Source organism: Nonomuraea diastatica (assembly GCF_004349015.1).
Lineage (GTDB): Bacteria > Actinomycetota > Actinomycetes > Streptosporangiales > Streptosporangiaceae > Nonomuraea > Nonomuraea diastatica.
Map to the genome: position 1 here is coordinate 1 of NZ_SMKP01000157.1, position 26,191 is coordinate 26,191.

General features: G+C 68.5%; 22 protein-coding genes and 2 pseudogenes. 18 read left to right on the top strand and 6 right to left on the bottom strand.

From position 1 onward, the window contains the following. The 4 genes from E1294_RS38740 to E1294_RS38755 form a co-directional block, all read left to right on the top strand. The coding region (locus E1294_RS38740; RefSeq protein ID WP_132515955.1) for a thioesterase domain-containing protein at positions 1-1,679 on the top strand (1,679 nt) is incomplete at its 5' end. Positions 1,680-1,699: 20 nt separating this feature from the next. Then, positions 1,700-3,100: a condensation domain-containing protein gene (locus tag E1294_RS38745; RefSeq protein WP_132515956.1), complete on the top strand. Its 1,401-nt coding sequence runs from the start codon at positions 1,700-1,702 to the stop codon at positions 3,098-3,100. 59 nt (positions 3,101-3,159) lie between these two features. Continuing rightward, positions 3,160-3,906 carry an FkbM family methyltransferase gene (locus tag E1294_RS53395; protein WP_165977707.1) on the top strand — a complete coding sequence of 249 codons (747 nt, stop codon included), beginning with the start codon at positions 3,160-3,162 and terminating at the stop codon, positions 3,904-3,906. A 726-nt stretch (positions 3,907-4,632) separates the two neighbouring features. Next, a complete protein-coding gene (locus tag E1294_RS38755; RefSeq protein WP_132515958.1) occupies positions 4,633-6,429 on the top strand; it encodes an ABC transporter ATP-binding protein in 1,797 nt (598 codons plus the stop codon). An 801-nt stretch (positions 6,430-7,230) separates the two neighbouring features. Here the strand turns inward: E1294_RS38755 and E1294_RS53400 are convergent. Next, positions 7,231-7,425, bottom strand: coding sequence for a hypothetical protein (locus E1294_RS53400; RefSeq protein ID WP_165977708.1), 195 nt, complete (start codon positions 7,423-7,425; stop codon positions 7,231-7,233). A gap of 504 nt (positions 7,426-7,929) precedes the next feature. Here E1294_RS53400 and E1294_RS38765 point away from each other — a divergent pair. From E1294_RS38765 to wrbA, 3 genes are all read left to right on the top strand, one after another. Continuing rightward, entirely contained in the window at positions 7,930-8,538 is a 609-nt protein-coding gene (locus E1294_RS38765) for an enoyl-CoA hydratase-related protein (RefSeq protein ID WP_132515959.1), read from the top strand. A 584-nt stretch (positions 8,539-9,122) separates the two neighbouring features. Next, a complete protein-coding gene (locus E1294_RS38770) occupies positions 9,123-9,761 on the top strand; it encodes a hypothetical protein (RefSeq protein WP_132515960.1) in 639 nt (212 codons plus the stop codon). 317 nt (positions 9,762-10,078) lie between these two features. After that, entirely contained in the window at positions 10,079-10,696 is a 618-nt protein-coding gene (gene wrbA / locus E1294_RS38775) for an NAD(P)H:quinone oxidoreductase (RefSeq protein WP_132515961.1), read from the top strand. Positions 10,697-10,750: 54 nt separating this feature from the next. Here the strand turns inward: wrbA and E1294_RS58415 are convergent. Next, positions 10,751-10,965, bottom strand: a pseudogene (locus E1294_RS58415) (alkene reductase); the annotation flags it as partial. Between the two features lie 230 nt (positions 10,966-11,195). Then, positions 11,196-11,669, bottom strand: a complete 474-nt coding sequence (locus tag E1294_RS38785; RefSeq protein ID WP_132515962.1) for a MarR family winged helix-turn-helix transcriptional regulator — start codon at positions 11,667-11,669, stop codon at positions 11,196-11,198. A gap of 99 nt (positions 11,670-11,768) precedes the next feature. Between E1294_RS38785 and E1294_RS38790 the strand changes: the two genes are divergently transcribed. The 8 genes from E1294_RS38790 (at position 11,769) to E1294_RS38825 (ending at position 21,363) form a co-directional block, all read left to right on the top strand. Further along, positions 11,769-12,491 (top strand): SDR family oxidoreductase, encoded by a 723-nt coding sequence (locus tag E1294_RS38790; protein WP_132515963.1) that lies wholly within the window; start codon positions 11,769-11,771, stop codon positions 12,489-12,491. A gap of 24 nt (positions 12,492-12,515) precedes the next feature. Continuing rightward, positions 12,516-13,442 (top strand): LLM class F420-dependent oxidoreductase, encoded by a 927-nt coding sequence (locus E1294_RS38795; RefSeq protein ID WP_132515964.1) that lies wholly within the window; start codon positions 12,516-12,518, stop codon positions 13,440-13,442. Positions 13,443-14,126: 684 nt separating this feature from the next. Next, on the top strand, positions 14,127-16,124 hold the full coding sequence (locus E1294_RS38800) for an ATP-binding protein (protein ID WP_165977709.1): 1,998 nt from the start codon (positions 14,127-14,129) through the stop codon (positions 16,122-16,124). 100 nt (positions 16,125-16,224) lie between these two features. Continuing rightward, entirely contained in the window at positions 16,225-17,466 is a 1,242-nt protein-coding gene (locus E1294_RS38805) for a branched-chain amino acid ABC transporter substrate-binding protein (protein ID WP_220448172.1), read from the top strand. Between the two features lie 3 nt (positions 17,467-17,469). After that, positions 17,470-18,381, top strand: coding sequence for a branched-chain amino acid ABC transporter permease (locus E1294_RS38810; RefSeq protein WP_132515966.1), 912 nt, complete (start codon positions 17,470-17,472; stop codon positions 18,379-18,381). Then, on the top strand, positions 18,378-19,916 hold the full coding sequence (locus tag E1294_RS38815; RefSeq protein ID WP_132515967.1) for a branched-chain amino acid ABC transporter permease: 1,539 nt from the start codon (positions 18,378-18,380) through the stop codon (positions 19,914-19,916). The genes E1294_RS38810 and E1294_RS38815 overlap by 4 nt, the downstream gene beginning before the upstream one ends. Further along, positions 19,913-20,665, top strand: a complete 753-nt coding sequence (locus E1294_RS38820; RefSeq protein ID WP_220448173.1) for an ABC transporter ATP-binding protein — start codon at positions 19,913-19,915, stop codon at positions 20,663-20,665. Before E1294_RS38815 ends, E1294_RS38820 begins: the two co-directional genes overlap by 4 nt. Beyond that, positions 20,665-21,363 (top strand): ABC transporter ATP-binding protein, encoded by a 699-nt coding sequence (locus E1294_RS38825; RefSeq protein WP_132515968.1) that lies wholly within the window; start codon positions 20,665-20,667, stop codon positions 21,361-21,363. The genes E1294_RS38820 and E1294_RS38825 overlap by 1 nt, the downstream gene beginning before the upstream one ends. Here E1294_RS38825 and E1294_RS38830 read toward each other — a convergent pair. Beyond that, the gene (locus tag E1294_RS38830) at positions 21,360-21,680 is read right to left on the bottom strand and encodes a helix-turn-helix domain-containing protein (protein WP_132515969.1); all 321 of its coding nucleotides are present in this window, start codon (positions 21,678-21,680) and stop codon (positions 21,360-21,362) included. The genes E1294_RS38825 and E1294_RS38830 overlap by 4 nt on opposite strands. Further along, positions 21,677-22,690, bottom strand: coding sequence for a tyrosine-type recombinase/integrase (locus tag E1294_RS38835; RefSeq protein WP_132515970.1), 1,014 nt, complete (start codon positions 22,688-22,690; stop codon positions 21,677-21,679). Before E1294_RS38835 ends, E1294_RS38830 begins: the two co-directional genes overlap by 4 nt. 406 nt (positions 22,691-23,096) lie before the next feature. Between E1294_RS38835 and E1294_RS38840 the strand changes: the two genes are divergently transcribed. The 3 genes and pseudogenes from E1294_RS38840 to E1294_RS58420 all read left to right on the top strand — a co-directional run. Further along, positions 23,097-24,146: a methyltransferase gene (locus tag E1294_RS38840; RefSeq protein ID WP_132515971.1), complete on the top strand. Its 1,050-nt coding sequence runs from the start codon at positions 23,097-23,099 to the stop codon at positions 24,144-24,146. A 209-nt stretch (positions 24,147-24,355) separates the two neighbouring features. Then, positions 24,356-25,060, top strand: a complete 705-nt coding sequence (locus E1294_RS38845; protein WP_132515972.1) for a GOLPH3/VPS74 family protein — start codon at positions 24,356-24,358, stop codon at positions 25,058-25,060. A 92-nt stretch (positions 25,061-25,152) separates the two neighbouring features. Next, a pseudogene (locus tag E1294_RS58420) lies at positions 25,153-25,383 on the top strand (Tn3 family transposase); the annotation flags it as partial. A gap of 26 nt (positions 25,384-25,409) precedes the next feature. Here E1294_RS58420 and E1294_RS38855 read toward each other — a convergent pair. Next, positions 25,410-26,191 (bottom strand): MFS transporter (locus E1294_RS38855; RefSeq protein ID WP_132515973.1); only part of this gene is annotated, 782 nt, incomplete at its 5' end.

A 26,191-nucleotide genomic window follows, 5' to 3' on the forward strand; every position in this document is an offset into this window, starting at 1 on the left:
AGCCGGAGGGGGAGATCGAGCAGGCGATCGCCGGGGTGTGGGCGGAGCTGCTGGGGGTGGAGCGGGTCGGTCGGTTCGATGATTTCTTCGCGTTGGGTGGGCATTCGCTGCTGGCGGTGTCGCTGGTCGACCGGTTGAGGGCCGAGGGACTTCACACCGACGTGCGGACCGTCTCCATCACCCCGGTGCTGGCCGACCTCGCGGCCGCGATCGACGCCGCTCCCTCCGTTCCCGTGGAAGAAGCCCGGCCGTCGGCGGGGGACAGCGCGATCGAGCTCAGTCCCGGCGACGGTGATCCGCTGTTCGTGATGCATGACGGTTCCGGCTCGCTCAGCTCGGCGCTGTCGCTGCTGACCTACCTGGAGTCCGTGCCGGTCTACGGCCTGCCGGTGAACCCTGACGGCCCGGTGCACCGCACCGTCGAGGGCATGGCCTCCCGGATGGTCCGGCTGATTCGCGAGGTGCGGCCCGAGGGGCCGTACCGGCTGGCGGGGTTCGGGTTCGGTGGCCTGCTCGCCTACGAGACGGCCGTGCAGCTGGCCGGGCAGGACCTGCCGGTGAGCTTCGTCGGCCTGCTCGGTACCCACTACGACCCCGACCGGCGGAAGCTGCCCGAGGCACCCGCCGAGCCACAGCTGATCCACCTCACCGAGGCGGCCGCCGCCCGCTACCACGCCCTGCCTTCCGCGCTGCCGGTGCACCTCCTGGGCGGCGCCGCCGCAGGCTTCGAGCAGCTCGTACGCCGTGAGGACCTGCACGTTCACCCGGTGCCCGAGTCGTCCGACCTGGGGTTCGGCACGGTGTCGCCGCTGGCCGCGGGCGAGACGCTCAACGAGCTGCTGGCCGCGGCGGAAGACGTCCCGGTCGCCGGGTACTCGCCGCTGGTGGTGCTGCAACAGGGCAGCCCCCGGGCGGTGCCGCTGTTTTGCGTGCCGGGCGCGGGGGCCGGCGTGGCCTCCTTCACCGACCTGTGCGGCGAGCTCGGCACCCACTGGCCGGTGTACGGCCTGCAGCCCCGCGGACTCGACGGCCTGCACCTGCCGCACTCGACCGTGGAGGCCGCTGCCGCCCGCGCCGCGGCCGGGATCGAACAGACCTGCCCGACGGGGCCTGTGCACCTGCTGGGCCACTCGTTCGGCGGCTGGGTCGCGTTCAGGATCGCCGAACTGCTCACTGCCGCCGGACGCGACGTCGCCTCGCTGACCGTCGTGGACGGCGAGCCCCCCGGCACGCCGGTGCCCGAGCGCGACCACCTGGACGTGCTGCGGACCTGGATCCGGATCTTCGAGATGACCCTGGAAGGGCCGCTCGGGATCAGGGAGGAGGACCTGCTGGCGCAGCCGGGCGACGCCGCCCGACTCGCCCTCGTCCATCGCCGGCTCGTCGCGACCGGCCTGGCGCCCGCGCGCAGCAAGCCCGGCTTCCTGCGCGGCCCGTTCACCGCCTTCGCCGCCGCGCTCCGCACCTCCTTCCACCCGGAGTGGACCTTCACCGGCACGGCGCACCTGCTGCTGGCGCCGGACGCGGACCGGGACGAGACGGACGCGGAGATCGCCGACGGGTGGCGGCGGCGGATGTCCCGCCTGGAGGTCCTGCACACCACCGGAACCCACATGACCATGCTGCGGGCGCCGCACGTGGGCACGCTCGCCCGCCTGCTGCGGACCGTCGGTCGCTGACGATCGAAGAACGGAGACCGATGACCACCGGAAGCCTGGCCGCTCTCCTGGCGGCGGAACGTGCCGTGTCGCCACCGCGTACCGCTCGCGCGCTGTGGGAGCTGACCTGGGGACAGCGGGGAATTTACGAGCACTTCCGGCGCAATGGCTTCGCGATGAGCGCTGCCGCCGTCACCGTCCTGTGGCGGCTGCCGCAGCCGTGCGAGCCGGCCGTGGTGCAGGCCGCCCTGGACCACCTGGTGGAGCGGCACGAATGCCTGCGGACCGTCTACTTCGACGTCTCCGGCGCCCCGCTCGACCCGTCGAACCCGGCGCCGACCGGCCGGGTACGCCAGCAGGTCGAGCCCGCCGACACGGTCCCGGCGCACGTGGTGACCTGCGGCCCCGACGAGGTCGAGGATTACGCGGCACATCTGCTGCGCATGGCCGACGAGGAGTTCTCCTTCGACCCGCAGGACGTGTCGGCGATGCGGGTGGTGATGATCGCCACCGGTGACGGCGTGGTGGCCGTGGCCGGCGTGATCTCGCATATGGCCGTCGACAGTTTCGGGGTCACCACCCTGGCCCAGGAGTTCGACCACTGCGTACGCCGTGCCCTGGCCGGCCGCCCGTTCGACGGCCTGCCCCCGGCCCGGCAGCCCCGCGAGCTGGTCGCCGACGAGACGACCGTCACCGCGGCCCGAGCCAACGCCGACACCATCCGCTACTTCCGTTCGGTGCTGCGCGACGCCCCGGCCAGATTCGTGAGCAGCGGACGCTCCCGCTCGCAGCTGCGGGCGTCGAAGGTGAAGGGCAAGTCGTGGACGCTGCAACGGTCGGTCGACGAGATCGCCCGCCGCAGCTCGACGGCCGCGCCGACCGTGCTGTCGGCCCTGCTGACGGCGCAGCTGGCTGAGTTGACCGGGGAGTCCCGGGTGCTGCTGCGCACTCTGCACGCCCGGCGGCACTGGTTCTCCGGTGTCTCCTACGTGGCGCCGCACTCCCTGCCATCGCTGATGTTGCTGGACGTCCCGCCCCGTTTCGAGGACCTGCTTGCCGCGGCCCGCGCCGCGGCCACCACCGCCTCCAGTCGGGCCGACTTCGACGTCTGCGCACTCAACGACCTGCACGCCGAGAAGGCCCGGGCGATCGGCGCGGCGCTGGACGGCTTCATCCTCTTCAACTGCTGGGACATGCACGTGCCCGCTGCCGACGCCGACATTCCGCCACGGCCCACCGAGGTCGAGGTCTGGCCCCAGGCCGGGATTCTGCTCGACATGCAGGGCGAGGCCGCCTTCTGGTCGCAGCTGGAACCAGGCGCGATCTGGGTCAATTTCAGCTGCAACGAGGACCTCGTCGGCGTGGACGCGCGAACCTTCTTGCACCACCTCGAACAGTTCGCCGCCTCCGTGGCGGACGCCCCCTCCAGCCGGCTCTCCTGAGAGCTCCGGCTGGTGGAATCACCCACCACATCACTCTTTGGGAGAGACCAGTGGACCCTGTGACGACCGACGACCTGCTCCTGCTGGGCGACGAAGAGCTGAAGCTGTATGCCCCCGTCGAGCACGAGGCGAATTTCCAGTACCAGGAGATCTTCGAGGACGAATGCTACGACCAGTTCTCCCTCCCCGAGGAGCCCACGATCGTCGACGTCGGCGCGAACATCGGCCTGTTCACGGTCTTCGCCAAGCGGCAGTGGCCGACCGCCTCGATCCTGGCCTTCGAGCCGGTACCGCGGACTGCCGACTACCTGTGCCGCAACATCGAGCTGCACGGGCTGTCCGGCGTCCGCGTCGTCCAGGAGGCCATAGGTGAGCGCGTCGAGGACGCCTCCTTCGTGCACTATCCGAACATGCCGGGCAACTCCACGCGCTATCCCGAGGACAAGGAGCTGCAGGTCAGCGTGGTCCGAAAGCGGCACCCCGATTGGGACGTAACCGCGCAATACGAGCCTGAGCACCTCACCGTGCCGGTTCGCCGCCTGGAGAGCCACCTGGTCGGCCTGGCGCACGTTGACTTGCTGAAGGTCGACGTGGAGGGCGCCGAACTGGAGGTGCTGCGTGGTATCGCCGACGACCAGTGGGACCGTATCGACAACGTGGTGATGGAGGTCCAGGACTTGCACGGCCGGATGGCCGAAATCAAGGAGTTGCTGGAGGCGCGCGGTTTTCGTTGCGAGATCCAACCGTCCCCGATGGTCTACCCGGAGATCCTCACGTACCTGCTATTGGCACAGCGCGGCTCCTGACCTAACGTGTGTCCCGGCCGGGACACACGAGCCCCAGCGCGGTAATCGCACCGGCGAACTGGTACGAGCCGCCGGACATCTTGGGGGACAGCGGCGCGATCCTCACGACGGTTGAGGGGCGGGACCATGGTTCGTCGCCCCTCGGAGCGATCATCTGGCCTGGCCGGACAGAGGGGCATGTTGCGTTCTGCAACCCGTGTCAGGCGAGTGGGTAAGCGTGCCGTCCGGGTAAACACTGGAGCGCCCGGTAGGTAGCAGGCCCCCGGTCGGTCGGCGAGATCCAGCAGGCTGAGCGCGGTATCAAGAGCCTCTTCGGAGAGAGCAAGAGCGGGCGGGCCGAAGCATCGCGCGAACACTGCAGCCTCCGCCACACGTACAGAGGTCAGAGCCGAGTCGGTCACGTCACGCTGTACTGCTTGACATGTGATGAGTGCTCGGAAGAAATGCCGGACGGAGCCATCAACCACCTTGGCCTGCAAAGATTGGCTGGCCGTGGCGAGGCTGCACTACCGCAGGCAGACGAGGCGCATCGCCGCGGCCAAGCCATGGACATCAGGCTGCACTGTCCGTAGCGGCACTCAGCTGCGCTGTCGCGTACGTCGACATGCGTGGCGCCGATCGAGGGCCTGCCCTGCTCGAACGGTGTGGTCGTTCGAGATTGCTCGGGCCTCGCGGTGTGAGGAAGGGGTGCCGCTATCAGGGCGGAGCCCGGCCATCGACGATGCGATGACCGCTGCGGCGCGACCAAGTCCGCCTGCCGATCGCGGGCCTCTGCTCGTTGGAGAGAAGTTGAGAAATATCGTGAAAGGGGATGTGGTGGTCAAAGAGCTGCTCGGCTACGTGCGCCCGCACCGGAGAGTCCTGGTCGTGGGCGGGTTATTGAGCTTGATCGGCTCGGCGGCGGGGCTCGCGCTGCCGTTGCTGGCCAAGTACGTGGTGGACGCGTTCGGGCAGGACCGGTCGATGGCCGGGCCGCTGCTGTGGCTGACCGCGATGGTGCTGATCAGTGCCGTCGTCTCGGCCGGGGGGACCTATCTGATGGAGCGCACGGGCGAGGGCATCGTGCTCGGCGCCCGGCGCAGGCTGGTGGACCGGATGTTGCGGCTCAGGGTCGCCGACGTCGACCGGCTCAAGCCCGGCGACCTGCTGTCGCGGGTGACCGGTGACACGACGTTGTTGCGGGCGGTGCTGACCAACGGCATCGTCGAGTCCGTCAGCGCGGTGTTCATGCTGGTCGGGGCCATCGTGATGATGGTGACCATGGACGGCGTGCTGCTGCTGGTCACGCTGCTCGTGGTGGTGGTGATCGGCGGGCTGGTCGCGCTGATCATGCCGCGTATCCAGCGGGCTCAGTCGCAGGCCCAGGAGGCCGTGGGCGAGATGGGGGCCGTGCTGGACCGGGCGCTGCAGGCGTACCGGACGGTCAAGGCCAGCGGCGCGGAGGAGCGGGAGATCGCCGTGGTCGGCGAGGCGGCCGTGCGAGCCCGCGACCGCGGGCTGCAGGTCGCCGGCTGGACGTCGCTCGCGGGAGTGGCGACGTGGATGGCGGTGCAGATCTCGTTCCTGGCCGTGCTGGCCGTGGGCGGCTCGCGGGTCGCCTCCGGCGCGCTGGAGGTGTCGTCGCTGATCGCGTTCCTGCTCTACCTGTTCTACCTCGTTCCGCCGATCGGGCAGCTCGTCCAGGGCGGGGTGCAGTTGCAGCAGGGGCTGGCCGCGATGAAGCGGATCAAGGAGATCGAGGACCTGCCCGCGGAGCCGGTGGGCGCCGAGGCGAAGGAGGGCGGCCGGCCGGTCGGGGTGCGCTTCGAGGACGTGGTCTTCCGGTACGGCGACGACCGGCCGGTGGTGCACGCCGGGGTGAGCTTCGAGGTGCCGCCCGGCGGCCTGACAGCGCTGGTGGGGCCGTCAGGAGCGGGCAAGTCCACGGTGTTCGCGCTGCTGGAGCGCTTCTACGACCACCAGGACGGCAGGATCGTCGTCGACGGCAGGGACATCCTCGACTGGCCGCTGGCCGAGCTGCGGGCCTCGCTGGGCTACGTCGAGCAGGACGCACCCGTCCTGGCCGGCACGCTGCGGGAGAACCTGCTGTTCGCCGCCAAGGACGCGACGGAGGAGGAGCTGCGGCGGGCGATCGCGCGCACGCGGCTCGACGACCTGGTGGCCAGGCTGCCCGACGGGCTGGAGACGCCGGTCGGGCACCGCGGCGTGCTGCTGTCCGGCGGCGAGCGGCAGCGCGTCGCCATCGCCAGGGCGCTGCTGCGCAAGCCCAGGCTGCTGCTGCTCGACGAGGCCACCTCGCAGCTCGACGCGGTCAACGAGCTGCGCCTGCGCGAGGTCGTGGCCGAGGTCGCCGAGGAGACCACGGTGCTGGTCATCGCGCACCGCCTGTCCACGGTGACCGGCGCCGACCGGATCGTGGTCATGGAGGCGGGCGGCGTCCGGGCTGTGGGCACGCACGACGAGCTGGTGGGACAGGACGAGCTCTACCGGGAGCTGGCGGCCACCCAGTTCCTGGTGAGCTGACATCTCGTCGACTTACGGTGGTTGAGCGGCGTGGTGGTATTCGTTGATCGTGCCTGTGGTTTTCGGCGGATGGATCGCACGTCATTGAGCCCGGTCACGTCGTAGAAGGGCTGCATCGTGGCGCCCGGGGGATGTTGGTGCCGCCGGTGCCGGTTGTAGTGGATCAATACCTCTGGAGCGCGAGGGCCAGGTGGCGTTTGTTGAGGATCAGGATGCGGTCCAGGAGTTCGCGGCGCAGGGTGCCGATGACCCGCTCGCAGATAGGCGTTCATTTTCGGTGTCCGCGGCAAGGTGGAGACGGCTCGTAGTCCTTCGGCTTTGAAGACTTCCCGAAAAGAGCGGGTCGCGATCGTGGATCACGAACCGCAGTCCGGCGATGCGGTCACCCAGGTCCATGCGCAGGTTGCGGGCTTGCTGCGTGGTCCATGCTCCGGTCGGGTGCGTGGTTACTCCGGCCAGGTGCAGTTGCCGGGGTGCCGTGCTCGATGAAGCCCAGCACATACAGCCGTTTGATTAGCACCGTTTCGACCTCGAGGAAGTCGCACGCGGTGATCGCGTGGGTGTGAGCGGTCAGGAACTACCGCCAGGCCGGACCTGTCTGGCGGGGAGCCGAATCGATGCCGACCGTGTGCAGGATTTCCCACACCGTGGAGGCCGCGATCGTGTACCCAGCCGGGCCGACTCACCCTGGATCCGCCGATGCCTCCAGGTCGGATTCTCCCGCGCCATCCGCATCCCCAGTGCCTTGATCGCCCGGCTGTGCCGGGCCGGGCTGGGCGCCATTTATCGGTGAAGGTCCACTTACGCAATGCCAGATGGCGGTGCCAGCGCAGGCTCGTCCACGACCTCGATGGCCGGGTCGTCGACGAATGCCTTGCGGCCATCGATGTTGCCCGGCCTGACCAGGGCGTGGACCTGCACGTCCCGCTGTCGCAGACTGTCGAAGATCAAGCGGCCTAGGCGGCCGGTCGCGCCGGCTACGAACACAGCGGACATGACGCTCCTGTCAGTGAGTAGGGTGAGGTGGAAGTATGGGGTCGCGGATTCGGGCCTCTGCCTGCTGGATGCACTCGGTGAGAGTGCATGGGGCTGGCTATTCGCCGGTCTGCGAGGCTGTGTCGTCTCCGTGCCCGTCGCGCGAGCTTTGAGAAGGTCTGCGATGTCAGTGAGGCCGACCTCGATACGTCCGTAGATGCGGGGTTGAGCAGGGTTGTCCCGTCGAAGTCTCCGGCGGAGGCGAAGAACGCGACCGGGATCGTCCCCCGAACGTCATGACGCCGATCTCGAACGGCATGTTGTTCCCCTTTCTCCGGTCAGCCTCCGACCACTGGTCCGCGCCCGTAAATATGCCTGCGCAGGCAATTATTTCGAGTGCTGCCGACGTCTGAGCTGACGTGCGCTGGTCGGGCGAGGCCATCTCTGCCAGACCTCGAGGCCGAGGTGGGATGCGGAATCTGGCCAACGTCAAAGACCGTCGATGCGCTGTTCAGTACCGATGGGATGGACCAGGTGACGCTGGAGGGCGGCTTCGGCCTCGGCGGCGTCGAAGGCGACATGGCCTGGGCAAGCGAGGTCTTCCTGCAGCTGCACTGGCGCTGGCGCAACTTCCCCAAGCCGAGCATCGCCGCGGTCCAGGGGCGGGTGTTCGCGGGCGGCATGATGATCATGTGGCCCACCGATCTGATCGTGGCCAGTAAGGACGCGCTCTTCGCCGACCCTGTCACGGCGTTCGGCATCGGCGCTGTCGAGCTGTTCATGCACCCGTGGGAGTTCGGTGCCCGCCGTGCGAAGGAACTGCTGTTCACTGGGGACGCCCTCTCGGCGTCGGAGGCCACGGAATTGGGCATGGTCAGCCAGGTCGTTCCCCGAGCCGACCTGGAGTCGGCCACGCTGCCCCTCGCCGAGCGGATCGCGACCCGCCCCACCGCCGGGCTGAAGATGGCCAAGAAGGCGGTGAACCAGACTCTGGAGATCCAGGGCCACCCCGCTGGCGGCTCAGCACTTTATGTTCTTGCAGTTCAAGAGCATCACCTGCGCTATAGCAGCGACGGGTTGCTGACGTGTGCCTACCGAACGGTCTCAATTTCCGACCAGATCAAGGTTAAGTGATCTATCTCACACCGAATGCTGAAATGTGTCTGCGCAGGCAGCTTGTTGTACCTGATGCCGGGCTGCGAGGATGGAGAGATCCGCGCCGAGCCTGGCAACAACAGTCGTATTGGGATCTGAGAACCCCGGCACAGGACGGCTGCTCTCAGTAGTGCTCAGGCAGGAGCGTGCCTCATGACGCAAAGTCCATCGGAGGACACAAGCCCATCGACCGGTTCCGACTGGACGGCTGGACCGTTGTCGTCGCCGGTGGTGCGTCAGGTCTCGGACAGACCTTCGCCGGGTCACTGGCCGATGTCAGCGCCCGCGTCGCCGTATTCGACCGCGACCTCATGGACGAGACCGCCAAACCGCGATCGCGATCTGATCGTCCACGCGGACCTGATCGATCTAAATCAGGCCCAGGCGGCCGTCGACGGGCGTTGTTCACCAGAGCATCGACCTCGCGGTTGCTCCACTCGAGCGTCGGTCCCTTACCTCTCCGGTCAGGGAATCGTCCACGATGGCGGCGTACACCGCAGCCTGCCGTGGGCTCGACTGACCTGCGTCAGCCGCTTACAAGCTGAACAGCGAAAGGAAAACAAATGAAACAGCATCATTCAGTCCAGCGACGAAGGCTCTTGTCGATATTTTCCGGCTTTACAATTGCGGCGACTGTGTTCACCGTCTCCACGCTGAGCGATCAGCCTGCCGTATCGGCGGCTCCGCTGTCCCAGGAGACCGGCAGCGCGCAGCCGACGAGCGTCTACACGGAGTTCACGGGCTGGCGGAGCTGGACACCGCAGGAGGGCTGGGCGATCACCCACGCGCCCGGCAAAGATCTTACCTGGAAGTTCGTCGACACACCCTTTGCTCGGCCACCGGGCTCCGACGGGTCCTTTGCCGGCATCTACGGCACCGATCGGCCGGAGACTGCGGTCGATACCTCGCTGGTCTCTCCCGCGGTCGACCTGACCGGCCAGGAGAGCCCGGTTATCGAGTTCGACAGCGCTTATTATCCCTACCTGCTGACCGGCGGCGTCGAACTGAGCCTGAACGGCGGGCTGACATGGTCGACCGCCTGGGAAGGACCCGCAGCCACGGGTGGAACCCGGGGACGGATGACGGTGCCGATTCCGCAGGCCGCCGGGCACTTGGGCGTGCTCGTGCGGTTCCACTCCAGCGGGCGCGCCAACCAGTACGGTTCTTGGTCGATCGACAACGTGTTCATCGGTACCAGATGACAGCACTGCCGACGAGGCGAAGAAGCGGCAGTACCTGAACGACGCGATCTACCGCGCGAGGACCAGGTAACCCCATGGTGAGTGCGCCGCCAGTCGGCGGCTCACCCACCGACATCGCGGCTGAGCGACTCCGTCGGGGATCTTGAGGTTCCACAGTCATTATCCTGCTGGTCGGCGCGGGGGCGCGCCTGGATCTCACAATCTTCGGCAACGTCTCGCCGACCTCACCGCCCACATGCTCGACCTGCCCTCCTCATCCAGGTCGCGACCACCGAACGTCCCGACCGACACGACCATACGAAAGGCAACTCCCCATCATGACCCCCTCTGTGAAGCTCGCCGTCATCTACTACTCCGCCACCGGGTTCAGCGCCCAGATCGCCGAGGACATCGCCGAGGCAGCTGAAAAGGCCGGCTCGGATGTACGTCTGCTGAAGACCCCCGAACTCGCGCCCGAGGCCGCGATCGCCTCCAACACGGCATGGGCCGCGCACGCGGCGGCCAGCACGGAGATCCCGGTGGCCACCCCCGCCGATGTGGAGTGGGCCGACGCTGTGATCTTCGGTACGCCGACCAGGTTCGGCAACGTGTCCTCCCAGCTGAAGCAGTTCGTCGACACGCTCGGCGGCCTGTGGGCCCAGGGAGCGCTGGCCGACAAGGTCTACAGCGGCTTCGTCACCACGGCCACCAACCACGGTGGCCAGGAGACGACGCTGCTGGCCCTGTACAACTCCATCCACCACTTCGGCGGCCTGATCGTCTCACCCGGCTACACGGACCCGGTCAAGTTCGTGGACGGTAACCCGTACGGCACCTCTCACGTCGACGCTCAAGGCAACAATCCCATCAGCGACCAAACTCGTAACGCCGCCCGCCACCAGGCAGAGCGCGTCGTCCGCATGGCTGCGGCTCTCAAGCAGGGCCTTGCCGCGTAAACCACAACGCAGCGCCTTGCCGGGTAAGGCCGCGCTTGATCCCCCGGAATTGGTGAAGATCCGGCCGCCGTTGGCCTTCCCAGCGACGGTCAGGAGGCGACCTGCTCATCGGTGTGCAGTCCGGGCGCACCGGGGTTGGACTGTCCGATCAAGCTGGGCTGCACGCCCTCGCTCACGATCAGGCCGGCCGTTCGACGGAGGCCAGACCGCTGGCGGCGGCGCGGAGCCGATAGGCGGACGTGTCGATAAGAGTCTGTCACCGGGTACACGCGATTGCGTCAGCACAGGTCACTGACCGTGTGTTCGCGACGTTGGCCGACTACGTCGAGGAGTCTTCTCCTTGGGGCGCGGGCACGGACTGTCGGAGCACGCACGGCACGGGACGACGGTCACGTCCACGTCCACGGATGTGGTGTATGAATCGATCTTCGCGTGATCCTGTTTCTACAGGTTAAGCGGTAAGTGTCGGCGGGAGCGGAATGGGAGCAGAGGCGCGGATTCATTCGGTCGTCAAGCCGACGCGGGTGCGCAGCCGGTGGAAGATCTCGTCGAGCTGCGCCACCTCCTCCGCGGTGAGCACGTCGAAGACCAGGCGCCTGACAGCACGCACATGACCGGGCGCGGCCTGCTCGATGGCCGTCCGCCCCGTCTCGGTGATGCGGATGAAGGCGCCGCGGCCGTCTTCCGGGCACCCCCGCCGGGACACCAGGTCCCGTTTCTCCATCCGCGCGGCGTGGTGGGAGACCCGGCTGCGTTCCCACTGCAACGACGCCGCCAGCTCGGACACCCGCATGTGCCCCTCGGCGGATTCGCTGAGGACGGCCAGCACTTGGTAGTCGGGGTTGGACAGCCCGGTGTCGCTCTGCATCTCGCGGTTGAGCGTCGCCAGTAGCTCCTCGTTGAGACCCAGCCACCGCCGCCACATGCGCTGCTCGTGGTCGGTCAGCCACGGGATGTCCTTCGTCACAGCCACGGGAGCAGTCTAGCAGCGTAGGTGACAAGTCATGTATGGTTCATGTCATGTAGGTGATGCATCACCTACTTACCCGCCTATCGAAAGGGTTGAAAGCAAGTGTCGAAAGTGGCACTCATCACCGGGGCGAGCAGCGGGATCGGGCACGCCACCGCGCTGCGACTGGCCCGTGACGGGCATCTTGTCGTTCTGGGCGCCCGCCGTACGGATCGCCTCGCCGCGCTGGCCGGGACGATCAGGGACGCGGGCGGCACCGCCGACACGCACCGCCTCGACGTCACCGACGCCAAGAACGTCGCCGACTTCGTCGACACCGCCGTGGACCGTCACGGCCGGATCAACGTGCTCGTCAACAACGCCGGGATCGGCCCCCTGTCCCGGCTGGACTCGTTACTCACCGACGAGTGGAACCAGATGATCGACGTCAACATCCGCGGGCTGCTGAACGGCATCGCCGCCGCCCTGCCCCACTTCCAGCGCCTCGGTTCCGGCCACTTCGTCACCGTCGCCTCCGTGGGAGCCCACGAGGTGATGCCCACGAGCGCCGTCTACTCCGGCACGAAGTACGCCACCTGGGCCATTACCGAGGGCCTACGCGTCGAGCTCGACCCGAGCATCCGGGTCACCACGATCTCCCCCGGCATCGTCGAGTCCGAGATCGCCGGCTCGATCACCGATCCGGACACCAAGGAGCTCATCCGCGCCTTCCGGGAGAAACTCATCTCCGCCGACGCGATCGCGGCTGCCATCTCCTACGCCGTCGGGCAGCCGTCCGATGTGGACGTCAACGAGATCGTCATCCGCCCGGCCACTCAGCGATAGTCACATTGGAGGAGCTCACCCATCATGACAACCCCACTGGGGCTCGGCCTGCCGCAGACCCGCCAGTATTCCGTCGGGGAGCTGCCCGGCGTGGCACGCGCCGCCGAGCGGATCGGATACCAGAGCCTGTGGTCTTACGAACGCGCCCTCTTCCCCGAGCCCGCCACCCAAGGCATGTTCGGCGTTCCCGGCCTGCCCTGGCACGACTTCTATCGTTCCGTGGCCGAGCCGCTGGTCACGCTGTCCCTGGCGGCGGCGGTCACCGAACGGGTCAGGCTGGGCACGTCCGTGCTGGTGGCGCCTCTGCACATGCCGTTCCAACTCGCCAAGTCCCTCGCCACGCTGGACGCGGCGAGCGGCGGCCGGGTGGTCGCGGGCTTCGGCTCGGGCTGGTCGCTCGACGAGTACGCGGCGGCGGGCGTGCGGCCCTTCGAGGAACGCGGCAAGACGCTGGACGAGGTGATCGAGGTCTGCCGGGCGGTGTGGGGGCCCGACCCGGTGACGTACGACGGCGAGATCACCCGGATCGCGCCGGCCGTGGTGGGCCCCAAGCCCGTCCGGCCGATTCCGATCCTGCTGGCCGCGAGCACCAGGCAGGCCCAGCGCCGTCTCATCGACCACGCCGACGGCTGGCTGCCCCTGGCCATGGGCGCCGAGACAACCGCCGCCCAGTGGCGCGAGCTGCGGGACCTAGCGGCCGAGCGCGGGCGCACCAGGCCGATCCAGACGGTGCTGCGGGCGAACGCCGTCTACACCCCCAAGCCGTACGAGGGCCAGGACCGCGCCCTCTTCCAGGGCGACGCTGATCAGATCGTCGAAGACCTCGCCGCACACGCCAGGATCGGCTTCGAGGAGATCCTCATTGACCTCCAGGTGGGCCCCCGCGACGCCCAGGAGTTCACGGACGTCGCCGCCGAGGTGCATGAGAAGGCGCGGGCGGCCGGCCTCTAAGACAGGGCTTTTCGGCTGAAAATATACCTGTCTGTGCAGACATATTGTCTTGGACGCCCTGTTCGGCCCAGGTACGCCGCGCGCACCCTGTCGAACCTGAACGGAGAAAGGAGTCGGTTTCTCGGGTCGCATCGGGGGTGGTTGCTGGGAGGCCGGCCAGGGTCATCGCGATGACCTGGGCCGCCTGCGCCGGGTCGTCTGGGCCGCTCGATGATCTCCTCTGGCGCCCGCATTGCCGGCAGCGCCCTCCCTTGGAGGCCACGGTAGCGCGCTCATTGGATGCTCATCCACGCCTGGCGCGGTGGAGCCCAACCGGACCAGCCGCCGTCGGAGGGGCGGAAATGTTGTTCACTGGGTTCGACTATCGGATGTGCGAATCTGAGGCAGGAGAATGAACGATCCATGCGTCCAATGAATTGATTCCCCGTTTTATTGCGCGGGCGAGGAAGTGGAGGAGCGGCCTGCTGTACGCCCTGCCGTGCAGCGGGCGGTATTGTCACCACTCGTGGTTCTTTCATAGCCTCGTGGATGGTTCACGAGAATCCGACCAGCGCGTCCGAAAAGGCACGGACCGGCACTCGACAGTGGCATCGACCGAGTGTTCGGAGAGGAGTTATGTAAATGTCATCGGGGGACATTGATAAGCCCGGACTGCTGGGAGGGCGGCTGCAGGTAGCGCGTGAGATGTCGTTCGTCGGACGGCAGAAAGAACTCAGGCTTTTCCGCACGGCGATGAACGGCGGCGGTTGCAGCGTCCTGTACGTCCACGGTCCCGGCGGCATCGGCAAGTCGGCTCTGCTGCGGCGTTTCGCGCACGAGGCCATGCTGGCGGCTCGGCAGGTGTTCGTGGTGGACGGGCGCACGCTGGAGCCGTCGACGGCGGCCTTCGAGGCCGAGGCCGAGCAGGTGCTTCGCGATGCGAACACGGTGCTGCTCATCGACAACTTCGAGCACATGCAGGGCTTGGAGGGATGGCTGCGCGAGCGGTTCCTGCCACGGGTGCCTCTGGGGGCGCTGGTGGTGATCGCGGGGCGATACCCGCCGGACATGCGGTGGCAGGCGGATCCGGGGTGGGCGGGGGCGCTGGAGGTGCTGCCGCTGCGCGATCTGCAGATCACCGACGCCCAAGCCCTGATGGACTCCTCCGGGGTGCCCGCCGAGCTGCGCGAGCCGCTGCTGGCCTTCGCCGGCGGCCATCCGCTCGCGCTGCTGCTGGGGGCGGCCGTGGCGGTGAAGGACGGAGGGGCCAGCAAGCGGTGGATGCCGAACCACGACGTGGTGGCCACGTTGCTGGACCAGCTCGTCGGCGAGCTACCGTCGGCCACGCACCGGTATGCCCTGGAGATTTGCGCGCACGCGTACATGACGACGGAGGACCTGCTGCGGGCGGCCTTGCCGGAGGAGGCCGCATGCATGTTCCTGTGGTTGCGGCGGTTGCCGTTCGTGGAGTCCAGCAGCCTGGGCCTGTTTCCGCACGACGTGGTGCGGGAGGTGCTGGAGGCGGACCTGAGGTGGCGCGATCCCGAGGGGTATGCGGTGATGCACGACCGCATCCATGCGCACCTGGCGGACAGGGTGCGCGCGGCGAGCGACGCGGACGTGCCCGGCGCGGTCGCGGCCCTGCTCTACCTGCATCGCGACAATCGCGCGCTGGCCGATTTCCACGGCGGTCACGACGAGGGCGAGTTCCATGAAGACGTGTTGCGGGAGGAGGACGTTGGCACTTTGCTGCGGGTGGCCACGACTACCGAGGGAGAGGCGTCCGCCGACAGCGCCGCGTTCTGGGCGCGGCGTCAGCCGGAGGCCTTCCGTGTGTATCGACGCACGGAAACCGGCCAGGTGGTGGCCTTCTCCGCGTGGTTGCCTTTAACGGAGATCGATGAGGAGGAAGTGGCGGCCGATCCCATCGTGGCCGGGGCCTGGGCGCATGCGCGTGCCACCACGCCGTTGCGCGCCGGCGAATACCTGGCGGTCAGCCGGCTCTGGGCGCTGCCGCCGTTTCGCGGACTTTCACCCGTTATGGATCTGATCCAATGGCGAATCATCGGCAATTGCCTGCGGGCCGAGCGGATGGCATGGTCCTACATCGCGATCCGGCATCCCAGCCACGCGTGGATGGAGCACCTGCGGCATTACGACATGCGTGACATCACCGAGCAGCCACGGCTGGGTGATCACGCGTACACGTTGTTCGCACATGACTGGCGCGCGGTGCCGGCGCAGGCGTGGCTGGGGCAGGTGAGCCGCCTGCCCGACACGACATCTCCAGAGGACCCGGGTGCCGCGCCCGCGGAACTGGCGGTGCTGTCCCAGGCGGAGTTCAGCGAGGAGGTCCGCAAGGCGCTGCGCCAGTTGTCGCGGCCGGACGAGCTGTCCGCCTCCCCGCTGGTACGCACGAGACTGATCGCCGAGCGGGCCGGGCAGGATCCCGCCACGGCACTGGGCGACCTGCTGCGCCAGGCGATCGACGATCTGCGCGAGGATCCGCGGGCGGTCAAGTCCTACCGGGCGCTGTCGGCCACGTTCCTGCGCGGCACGCCCACCCAGGAGATGGCCGCGGAACGACTCGGCCTCCCCTTCACCACCTACCGCCGCCATCTGACGGCCGGCATCGAACGGGTCTTCGCCGACCTGTGGCACCGGGAGCTGTACGGCACCGACACCTCGTCGGCCCACTCGTGAGAAGCGAGATGGTCAGAGATTGATCTGTCAAGTGGACAGTAAAGGGTTCTACCTTGCTCGACCTGAAGTGAGAGTCACTCAACGGGGCAGGGAGTTTCCATTGAAAAGGAAGAGTGCCGCTGTGCTGTCCGGGCCGCTGGCCCTCGGCATCGCGCTGGCCTCTGGCGGCTGCGGGGCGAACAAGACCGAGGCCACGAGCGGTGCCGGCGGCTGCGACACGAGCAGGGGGACGCTGGTCGTGGGGGTGATCGCGCCCATGTCGGGCAAGGTGTCGGCGATCGGGCTGGGCATTCGCAACTCGGTGCAACTCGCGGTCGAGCAGGCCAACGCGAAGTGCGCGATCAAGGGATACCGGCTCACGGTGGACGCGCAGGACGACGAGGCCAATCCGGACAAGGGGGCGGCGGCGGCTCAGCGTTTCGCGGACGATCCGAGCGTCGTGGGGATCGTGGGCCCGTACAACTCCGGAGTGGCCAGGGCCATCCAGCCGAAGATCGCCCCCGCCAACCTGCTGGAGATCTCGCCGGGCAACACCGATCCGGCGCTGACCAGGGGCGTGGACTTCGCCGCGGTGCCGAAGCGGCAGTATCCGAACTATTTCCGCGTCGTGGGCACCGACGATCTCCAGGGGCCCTACAACGCCCGCTACATGGTGGAGGAAGAGGGCAAGAAGAGGCTCGCCATCATCACGGACGGTAAGGCCGTGGGTGAGAACAGCGCGACGCAGTTCGCCAAGGAAGCCAAGAAGCTCGGCGCGCGGATCCTCATCAGGGAGAAGGTCAACGAGAACGACAGTGACTTCTCCAGCGTGCTGACCAAGGTGAAGGCCACCCGTCCTGAAGCGATCTACGTCGGGTCGGAGTACCACGTGGCAGGGCCGCTCAGCAAGCAGGCCAAGGATCTCGGGCTGGTCGTGCCCATCTCCGGTACCGACGGTCTGTACGACCCGCAGTTCATCGCCCTCGGCGGCAAGGAGGGAGATGTGGCGACGTCGGTCGGCGCGCCGATCGAGAAGCTGGAGACCGGCAAGGCCTTTGTGGAGGCGTACAAGAAGAAGGGCTTCTCCGACGGGTACGGCGGCTTCGGGGCGTTCGCGTACGACGCCGCCAACGTGATCGTCACCTCGCTTGGCAAGGTGACCGCGACCGGCGAATGGACGGGCTCGCCGCAGCAGCGCACCCAGCTGATCGCACAGGTCCAGGCGTACAAGACGGACGCGGGCGCCAACGGCGTGGTGGGCTTCGACCAGTACGGCGACAGCCTGAACAAGATGTTCACCGTCTACAGGGTCACCTCCGGCGCCTGGAAGGCAGTGCTGAGCGGCCAGTTCGAAGAGAAGTGAGCCGTGGCGACCCTGTCCCAGCAGATCGTCAACGGCCTGGTGCAGGGGGCGCTGATCGGACTGATCGCGCTCGGCTACACCATGGTGTACGGCATCGTTCAACTGATCAATTTCGCTCATGGCGAGGTGTTCATGGTGGGCGCCTTCGGTGCCCACTTCGCTTTCCTGTACCTGCTCCCGGAGGGGGTGAGCTGGTACGTCGCGCTGCCGGTGATGGTCGTCGCGGCGGTGGCGGCCTCCGTCGCCGTCTCGGTCGCGATGGAGCGGCTGGCCTACCGGCCGCTGCGCGGATCACACAAGCTGGCCCCGCTGATCACCGCGCTCGGTGTGTCGATCCTCCTGCAGGAGGTGGTGCGGGTCTTCTACCCGCACGCGACCTCACCACTGCCGTTCCCGCGGGCCTTCGCCAACGGCCACCTCGTCATGGGCACGGTGTCCGTCCTGTGGACCGGGGTGCTCGCCCTGGCCGTCGCTCCGCTGCTGGCCTGGGCGCTGCACCTGTACGTGGAGCGCTCGCGGCTCGGTCGCGCGATGCGGGCCACGGCGCAGGACCCCGACACGGCCCGGCTCATGGGGATCAACCCGGACCGGGTGATGCTGGCGACGTTCGTGATCGGCGCGGTCCTGGCCGGCATCGGAGCCGTGCTGTACGGCATCCACTACACGCAGATCGACACCATGATCGGCTTCCAGAACGGCATCTTCGCCTTCACGGCCGCCGTGCTCGGCGGCATCGGCAACATTCGCGGCGCCATGCTGGGCGCTCTCTGCATCGGCCTGGTGAAGTCGCTGGCCGGCCAGTACGCCTGGGGAGGCGCCCAGTACGACTACGTCTGGGTCTTCGTGCTGTTGATCCTGGTGCTCATGTTCCGTCCCCAGGGATTCCTCGGCCGGTCGGAAGGGGTACGCGCATGACGCAGGTGACGACGCGGCCCCCCGAGGTCCGGCCGGTCTCGGATCGCCGTACGTGGCGCCCGGTGGCGGGAGCGGTGGTCGTCCTGGCCGGAGCCCTGCTTCCGTGGGCCTCCGTCGTGCTTCCCGCGGGCGCCTATCCCGACCTGGCGACGTTGCAGTTCTTCGACGCCCCGTACCTGGTCACCGGATTCCGCCTGCACCTGGTGCTGCTCGGGCTGGCCGCCGCGCTGCTGCCCCGCGCCCGCCGGTCCGTGGGCATCGGCGTGCTGATCATCGCTCTGGTGCACACGGGATTCCTCATCGGTTATGGCGCGCTGTCGATCGGCGGGCCCGTCGCGCTGGTCGGCGGCGCGCTCGTGGTGTGGTCGGGCCGGGCCCTGCCGGCTCCCGAGCTGAAGCTGCCCGGGCGGGCGGTGGCCTGGCTGGCCCTGCTCGCCGCCTTCGCCGCACTGCTGTGGCTGGTGACGCAGACGCTGACGGCGGGCGGACAGAGCAGGGCGACCAACTCGTACGGCGCGGCGGAGTTCCTGGCCTTCTGCGGATTCGGCCTGGCTCTGATCGGGTCGTTGTCCGCGTACGGGATCCTGACCTGGCTGGCCGCGCTCACCGAGAGGCACAGGCTCTTCGCCTTCACCGTAATGCTGGCCTGCGCCCTGATGTTGCCGCTCACCGAAGCCGGCACGGGTTACTGGATGACCGTGGCCGCCACCATCGGCATCTACGCGGCCACCGCGACCGGGCTCAACATCGTCGTGGGCCTGGCCGGGCTGCTCGACCTCGGCTACGTGGCCTTCCTCGGACTCGGCGCCTTCACCGCGGCGAATCTGGCCCACACGCTGCCCTTCCCGCTGGCCGCGCTCGCGGGCGCCGCGGCGGCCGGCGTCTTCGGCGTCGTGGTCGGTGCGCCCACCCTGCGCGTACGGGGCGACTATCTGGCCATCGTGACCCTCGCCTTCGGGGAGATCTTTTTCAGGGCGGCACAGAACAACATCGGCGGCCTGACCGGAGGCGCCAACTCCATTCCCGGCATCCCGCAGATCACCATGTTCGGCCAGGACTTCAACGAGCCGCTCGGCGCGCTTCCCGCGGGCTTCCTCTACTACGTGGTCGCGGTGCTCATGGTCGCGGGGGCGGTGGCGGTACTGCTGAACCTGAAGAGCAGCCGCATGGGCCGCGCCTGGCGGGCGATCAAGGAGGACGAGGACGTCGCCAGGGCCATGGGAGTGCGCACAGGACGGGCCAAGATCCTGGCCTTCCTGGTGGGCGCCATGCTGGCGGGCCTGGCGGGCGCGGTCTTCGCGCACAAGATGGGGACGGTCGGGTACGAGAGCTTCGACTTCAGCGAGTCCGTCACCCTGCTGGCCGCGGTGGTGCTCGGCGGGATGGGCACGGTTCCCGGTGCGATCGTGGGCGCGTCACTGCTGTTCGTGCTGCCGGAGAAGCTGCGCGAGTTCAGCGACTACCGGCTGATGCTCTTCGGTCTCGCCCTCATCCTGATCATGCGTTTCCGTCCGCAGGGGTTGGTGTCCTCATGACGTTGACGGCCGAGCGCGTCTCCATGGCCTTCGGCGGGCTCGTGGCGCTCGACGACGTCACGCTCACCGTGCCGGACCGGCGGATCGTCGGCCTGATCGGCCCGAACGGGGCCGGCAAGACCACCCTGTTCAACTGCCTGACCGGTCTGTACGCCCCGACCGGCGGACGCGTCCTGCTGGACGGGCGGCCACTTGCGGCCGATCCCGCCGAGGCCATGGGCAACGGGGTGAGCCGCACGTTCCAGAACATCCGCCTCTTCCCGGGAATGTCCGCCCTCGACAACGTCCTCGTCGGCCGGCACACCCGGATCAGGCAGGGCCTGCTGAGTGCGCTCCTGCACGGCCCTGGTTTCCGCAGGAGTGAGGCGGCGGCCATCGAGCGGGCCCGCACCGAACTGGCCTTCGTCGGCCTCCGTCCCGAGGGTGGCACGCCGGCGCGCAGTCTCCCCTACGGTGACCAGCGCCGCCTGGAGATCGCCAGAGCGCTGGCCGGCGACCCGGCGGTGCTCATGCTGGACGAGCCCACCGCGGGCATGAACGGCCAGGAAACCACGGCCATGCGCACGCTGATCGGCGCCATCCGCGACCGCGGGATCGCCGTGGTGGTGATCGAGCACGACACCAAGTTCATCTTCTCCCTCTGTGACCATGTCCACGTGCTCGTACGTGGACGGATGCTGGCCGACGGCCCGCCAGGGACCGTACGCGCCGATCCCCGCGTCATCGAGGCCTACCTGGGAACCACCTGATGCTCGAAGTGAAGGGCCTGTCGGTCGCCTACGGTGCCATCGAAGCGGTCAAGGACGTCAGCTTCACCGTGGCCGAGGGGCAGATCGTCTGCCTGGTCGGCGCGAACGGAGCGGGCAAGTCCACCACGCTGCGAACGATCTCCGGCCTGCTCCGCCCGCTCCACGGCGAGATCCTCTTCCGGCGCCGGTCGATCCATCAGCTGCCGGCCCACGCCATCCTGGCCGCCGGCATCGCGCACTGCCCGGAGGGCCGCCGGCTGTTCGGCGGGATGACCGTCGAGGAGAACCTGCTCCTGGGCGCTCACCTGCGCAGAGACCGCGACATCGAGAAGGACGCGGCACTCGTCTACGACCTCTTCCCCGTCCTGGGGCAGCGGCGGACTCAGCGTGCGGGGCTGTTCTCCGGAGGGGAGCAGCAGATGGTGGCGATCGGCAGGGCCATGATGGCCAGGCCGAAGCTGCTCATGTTCGACGAGCCCACCATGGGCCTTTCTCCGATCATGAGCCAGCAGATTCTCGACACCATCGCCGTGCTCCGCGGCCGGGGGACCACGATCCTCATGGTCGAGCAGAACGCCCTGGCCGCCCTCACCCTGGCCGACCACGGCTACGTGATCGACCTCGGCCGTACGACCCTGTCGGGCCCCGCGGGGCGGCTGCTGGCCGACCCCCGCGTACGGGAGGCGTACCTGGGCTAGGTTTCCGGCAGGACGCGCGCCCGGGTCGGCCGTGAGCCGAACCGGGCCTGCGTACCTGAAGGCCGCGCTTCCTGGCCGTCCGCCTTCCTGACCGGCTCGATCAGGTCCTCTATCGTGCAGTTGAGGATGTCCAGCAGGGCCATCAGTATGGGCAGGCTCAGCCGTTCCGGCCGCTCGGCGACCAGCCGGTAGACCTGGCTCTGCGACAGTGGGAAACCCCGTTCCGCCAGGAGCGGTCGCAGGTCGGTGGTGGCGTACAGTCCGCGGTCGGCCATGACGGCGCGCAGATGCCAGCGGTAGTCGAATGTCGCCGTCATGCCGTTTCCTCCGCGGAACGCGCGCAGGTGGCGGTCGTTGTGGCGAAGCGATGCCCGACCTGTTCCTGTACGTACGTCAGGTCGGCGCCGTCCTCGAGAAGGTGGGCCATGTACGCGCTGCGCATGCAGTGCGGCGTCAACGCCTTGTCCAGGTCGAGCGCGTCCCGATAGGCCGCGAACCTCTCCTCGATCTCCCTGGTTCTCAGGCGGCCGCCCCGCTCGGTCAGCCAGAGGGCGTGCTGATGGTTGCCGCGGTACCGAGGCCGGACGTGCCCCAGATAGTCCTCGACCGCTTCCACCGCCCACGGCATCAGACTGACGACAGTCCGCCGCGGTGGCGGCAGGCCCCTGATCCGCCTGCCGGACCTGACGGACAGGGAGCCGAAGCGGCCCAACTCCGGGGTGTCGGCATGGGGATGGAAATCGAGCACGTCCAGCCCGGACGCCTCCGAGCAGCGCAGCCCCCAGGCGTAGATGACCTTGAAGACAGCGGCGTCGCGGTAACGCGCCAGAGCCCCCTTGTGACCCCGGCTCAAGGCCACCTCGACCTGGTCGTCGGCGTGGTCGAGGAAGAGCTGGACCTCCTTGCGGGTCATCGGACGGCGCGCGGGGTCGCCCCGGTAGCCGGCGAGTCGCGCCTCCTCCCCGTCGGGGACGACCTGCGCGGGGACCCGGCCGAAGCGGGAGGCGCACTCCGTCAGCCATCTATTGTGCGGCGAGGTGAGGTAGTCGCAGAAGAGCCGGAGCGCGGTCCGGTATCCGCGAACCGTCAACTGTGCTCTGCGCCGTTCCATCAGGTCGTCGATCCACCCGTCGACGTGCCCTGGTGACCACTGCCACGGGTAGGCGGCGGCGAACGCCGCGAAACGGCGCACCGCCTGCTCCCGGAAGATGAGCGTTGACGACTCGAAGCGCCCGGTATCGCCCTGCTGCCGCGACCACTCTTCCAGCATCGTCTCGAAGACGGCCTCCGCTTCGCTCGGCTCGGCGGCGCTGCCATCGCCGTACACGTTCACTCTCCGTCTGCTCCCGTAACTTGCATCCGATGCACGGTCAGCCCCCGGCCTGTGCAATCCGCCTGCCGAGTTTCGGCTCTTCGCCTGACCAGTTCCCAGACCATTCGTTATCCAGTTCTGGCCACAGGGACGGACGATCGCGGCTGGAGCTCGGCTTGCGTACGAGTGAAAGCGCCCACGGTGTCGATGCCGGCTCAGGGGCCGAATCGGCTCGTGAGCCGAGCGGGGTGCTCTTCGGCGGAACTGGACAGCGAATGGTCTGGGAACTGGTCAGCCGAAACGCCGACGATTAGACAGGTGGGTCCCGCACGGCGGACCACCGTGCCGTCCGCAGGTGCTCAGCGGCCATGACCCGGACAGCGGTGCGGCATCCCCACTTCCAGACCGAAGGAGTATCCACTTGACGCTGTTCGAGCATCCCTTTTTCCCGGTCGGCTCCGCCGAGCCTCCGGTGGACGACACTGGGCGGATGATCCAGATGATGACGGGTTACTGGGTCACTCAGGTGGTACGGACCGCGGCCGAATTGCGCATAGCCGACCATCTGCACGACGGTGCGGCCACCGCGGCCGAGGTCGCCGAGGCGGAGTCCCTGGACCCCGACGCGACCTTCAGGTTCCTGCGGGCCTGCGCCTCACTCGGCCTGGCCGCTCCTGCGGACGGCGGGCGGTTCGAGAGCACGTCCCTGCTCGCCACCCTGCGCACCGGCACGCCGGACTCGCTGCGTGACCTGGCCCTGTGGGGCGGCGCCGAGTCTCATTGGCTTCCGTGGGGGCGGCTGGCCGACGCGGTGCGCACCGGCAGGCCGCGGGCCGAGGACGCCCTCGGGGCGCCGTTCTTCGACTGGCTGAGCACCCAGCCGAGGGAGGCAACCGTCTTCACCAACTCCATGACGGCCATGACGCGCAACCTGGCCCACCAGCTCGCCGACGTGATCGACATCAAGGACGCCGAGGTGGCCGTGGACGTCGGCGGCGCCGGCGGCAACCTCGTACAGACGCTGATGCGGCGGCACCCCGGGCTGAACGGACAGGTTCTGGACCTGCCGCACGTGGGCGCGGAGGCGGAGGCCTCCGCCGAGCATCTGGGTGTCGCGGACCGGTTCACGTTCGTCGGCGGGGATTTCTTCGAGAAGGTGCCGTGCGGGGACCTGCACTTGCTGAAGTTCGTGCTGCACGACTGGGACGACGCCTCCTGCGTGCGCATCCTCCGCAACTGCCGGGAGTCCCTGAACCCCGGCGGCCGCGTCCTGGTGATGGAACTCATCGTGGACGAGGTGGGCGCGCCGGGCCTCGCACCGTTGATGGACCTCAACATGCTGACGCTGCTCACCGGGCGGGAACGCAGCCTCGACCAGTTCAAGGCCGTGTTCGAGGAAGCGGGTCTGCGCCTTGAGCGCGTCACGCCCTCCGCGTCCCTGGTCCCCGTACTGGAGGCGGTATCCGCTTAGACCGAGATCAGAATTCTCTAGGCGATCTTTGGTCAGCGGTCGAACGCGACCATGAAGCGATGGGGAGGCGGCGTGACCTCGGCCGAGCAGGCCGAGGTCGGCTCCACGAGTGAGGCTATTCGGGCCGACCTCGTGGCGGAGAGAGCGGTGATCACAGCAGCATGTCGTGGGTGGCCTTGTGGTGATCTTCCATGTCCCATAATGAACCTATGTGGCACTTGCCCCTGCCCGGGGAGTTCCTGCTCCTCGCACACCGGGAGTCCGGTAGGGTGCGTGACTCCGAGCAGGCGGCCTACGGCTGCGCCGCCGCCGAACTCGGCGAACTTGCGCTTCGCCGCAGGCTGCGGGTTCGCGTACGCAAGTCCAAGCTGTTCGGCTTCGACGTCTACCGCGCCGGCGGCACGATCGAACTGCTGGACACCCGCCGCACCGGTCTCGGCTGGGCCGACGACGTGCTGGGCGCGCTGCAATCCGGCTCGGGGCTGCACGGGTGGCTGCGCCATCGCCGCCGCGCGGCGTTCACGCTGCACCGTGACGCGCTGATCGGACAGGGCCTGCTGCGCCACCAGCCCGGCAGGCTCCTGGCCGGAGTACGCCACCACCCCGACCCGTTGGCCCGCGGCTCGCTCATCGCCCACTTACGCGCTGTCTACGACCAGCGGACCCCGCTCGACGAGCATCTGCTGTTCCTGAGCGACCTCGTGGACAGCGCAGGGTTCGCTGGGGAGTTCGGTCTTCGGCTGAGCTGGCAGCAGCGCAAGGACCGCGCCCGCGGCGTCGGGGCAGTGCTGGCCTTCCCCGAGGGCCTGCGTGACACCAGCACCGCGCTGAGCGGCGCCATACCGAGCCCGCGCAGCGGAGTCGGGGGCGACGGCGGGGGCGATGGCGGCGGAGGGGACGGCGGCGGCGAGTGACCCCGCGGCGAACGCCGTCAGGGCACCCACCCGGGTGCTCGTGACCGCCTGCGGCTCCCTGGCGGGTCAGCGCGCAGGCGGCTACCGGTCGCGCGGCGATCGCCGATGTGGTCAACGCCTTCGCCGAACCGGACGTGGCCACGACATGGGGGATAGCAGCACGGTGGCCGCCGACGGCCCCCAAGTGGACACCTACATCGATGATCTCCTGGCCGAGACCAGCATCCGGCATGGAGGATTCGGTGGTATCGCCTACGCGGCGCTGTTCTCCCGGTTCATCCCGTGCGGGTGTGGGAGGGGTGCACCTGATCGAGGGGCTGCTGGGATACGGCCGCTCGCCCCTCGCCGATCATCCTCCCCGGACGGCATCCTCCCCGGACGGCATCCTGCGCGACCGGCATCCTGCGCGACCGGCATCCTGCGCGACCGGCTCTGCTTCTACAAGCAGCCGTCCGCGTAGCCGGAGGCTGACCAACGCGGCGACGACGAAGACCGCGGCCTCGTAGATCATCGCGTGCCAGAACGCGCCGCCAGGGGACGTGAAGTAGGCCAGCCCGGCCGCGGCCACCCCAATCGACCCGCCGAGCTGCTGGGCCGTGGGCAGCAGCCCGGACACCGACCCCGCCGCGGCCCCGTCCACCTTAGCCAGCACCAGCGCGAAAACCGACGCCGTGAACGAGCCGAACGCCACGCCACCAACCGCCAGCACCGGGATCGCCGCCCAGTGCCCGACCCCGGTCTGGACAAGGAGCGCGAGCCCCAGGACCATCCCCGCCAACATCAACGATGCGACCGTGAGCACCGCCGACCCGTACCGATGGGAGAGAGCAGGCGCGACGCGACTGCCCAGGACAGCCGCGGCGGCGAACGGCGCCGACATTAGCGCGGCGGCGACGACCGCGTAGCCGAGGGCGGTCTGCAGGTGCACGAACAACAGGTAGGTGAACGATGGCACGCCCGCGTTGAACACGAACACCAGCAACACCCCCCACCGCGCCGTCCGGTCACGCCACACCGACGGGTGGATCAACGGAGCCGGCCGGCGCGGGAGGGTCGCGGCGAAGCAGCCGAGCACGGAAACGGCGACGGCGAGACCGGCCCACGTCCACCAGGGCCAGCCCGCCTCCCGCC